This is a genomic window from Nonomuraea antri (assembly GCF_013283785.1).
In the GTDB taxonomy this organism is placed as follows: Bacteria; Actinomycetota; Actinomycetes; order Streptosporangiales; family Streptosporangiaceae; genus Nonomuraea; species Nonomuraea antri.
This window is the reverse complement of sequence record NZ_JABCPZ010000512.1, coordinates 1-1,646: the sequence shown is the minus strand read 5'-3', so window position 1 is coordinate 1,646 and position 1,646 is coordinate 1. Positions and strand designations below refer to the sequence as shown.

The following is a 1,646-nucleotide window of genomic DNA, read 5'->3' as shown; positions in this document are numbered from 1 at the left end:
GGGAGCGCCAGGCGACGTATCCGTCCGGCCTGACCAGGACGGCGCCGCCCCCGCGTACGCCGTACCGCTCGCGCCAGCGGCCCTCCACGTCCTTGAGCTCGTCGTTCACCAGGACCCGGGTGAGCTGGACGCCGAGCCGTTCCTTGACCAGGCGTCCGGCGTCCATCCAGCCCTGGCCGCCTTGCGGGTCGGCCAGCAGTACGAAGCCCGAGCCGAACAGGTCGATGGTCGAGATGCGTTGTCCCTCCCAGTCGAGTACGACGTGCGGGGCGCGGCTGCCGGGACGGCCGGTGGGGATGCGCGGGTCCTCCAGGATCGAGCCGTCGTCGCCGGGTTCGTCGAGGATCGCGGACGAGTGGTAGCGGTAGCCGATGATCATCTGCATGGGGTCGTCCAGCGGCTCCGGATAGCCGACCCGGACGGCGGCCGGCATGCGTACGCCCAGGTTGGCGAGTTGCGCGTCGGCGGTGAGCGTGCCGATGGGACGGCGCTCGGCGTCGTAGGTGTCGAGGAAGTCGGGGCCCGCTTGACCGGTGATCACCAGCCAGAGGCGCCAGGCGATGTCGCAGCCGTCCTGGATCGCGGTGCTGCCGCCCTGGCCGCCGGTGGGCGGCATCGTGTGCGCGGCGTCGCCGGCCAGGAAGACGCGTCCCGCGCGGTAGCGGTCGGCGACGACGTGCGCCATGGCGAACGTGTTCTTGTCGAGAATCCGCACGTCCAGGTCGGGCTCGCCGGTGGCGACGCGGACGAGTTCGACGCATCGGTCCTCGGTGAAGTCGTCGGCGCTCTCGCCTTTGGAGGCGTCGAAGTTGACGCCGAGCACGTGCGCGCCCACGCCGGTGCCGGTGAGGATGATGCCGGTGAAGACGTCGTTCTGCAGGTACCAGAGGGTGACTTCGCGCTCGCGGACCAGCCCGGTCAGGTCGGCGTCGAACATGAACGAGCACATCTGCCCCAGTTCGCCCTTGCCCGAGGAGGGGATGCCCAGGCGGTGCCGGAGCGGGCCGCGGTAGCCGTCGGCGGCGATCACGTAGTCGGCGCGGATCATGCTGTCCTCGCCGTCGGTGCGGATGATCGCCGTGACGCCCTCGGCGTCCTGGTCGAGGGAGATCAGCTCGGTGGAGAAGCGCAGGTCGGCGCCGAACTCTGCGGCCTTGGCCCGCAGCACTCGTTCGACCTCGGCCTGAGGTGCGCCGATCTGGGCGGTGGCGGGGGTGATGTCGGCCATGAAGGCGAACTGTTCCTTCTCGTCCTCGACGATCATGTGGGGGTTCGGGTCGCGCAGTGACTCGGCGATCGCGATGCGCATGTTGTCGCCGATGCCGGCCCAGATGCCGGCCAGTTCGTGCTCGATGCCGGGCATGGGGCGGAGCAGTTCGACCGCGCGGGGGCCCACGCCGAACGCCTTTGGTTGTATCGAGGTGCTGGGATGGCGTTCGACCAGGATGACTGGGATCTCGCGCCAGGCCAGGAGGGCGGCGGCGCTGAGGCCCGCATAGCCGGCGCCGACGACCAGGACTGGGACTCGTTCTGCGTTCATGTCCTTACCTCCGCCTCTGGGAACGCGTAGTATCGCGTGTGGTTGTGGGACACGATATGTCGCGTTGTTGGGGCGGTCAAGACATATCGCGTTTTGGGGGAGGGGG

General features: G+C 69.4%; 1 protein-coding gene. It reads right to left on the bottom strand.

The features are described 5' to 3' along the window. A partial coding sequence (locus HII36_RS55030; protein WP_173531358.1) for an FAD-dependent monooxygenase occupies positions 1-1,540 on the bottom strand: 1,540 nt, incomplete at its 3' end. Between the last annotated feature and the right edge of the window lie 106 nt (positions 1,541-1,646).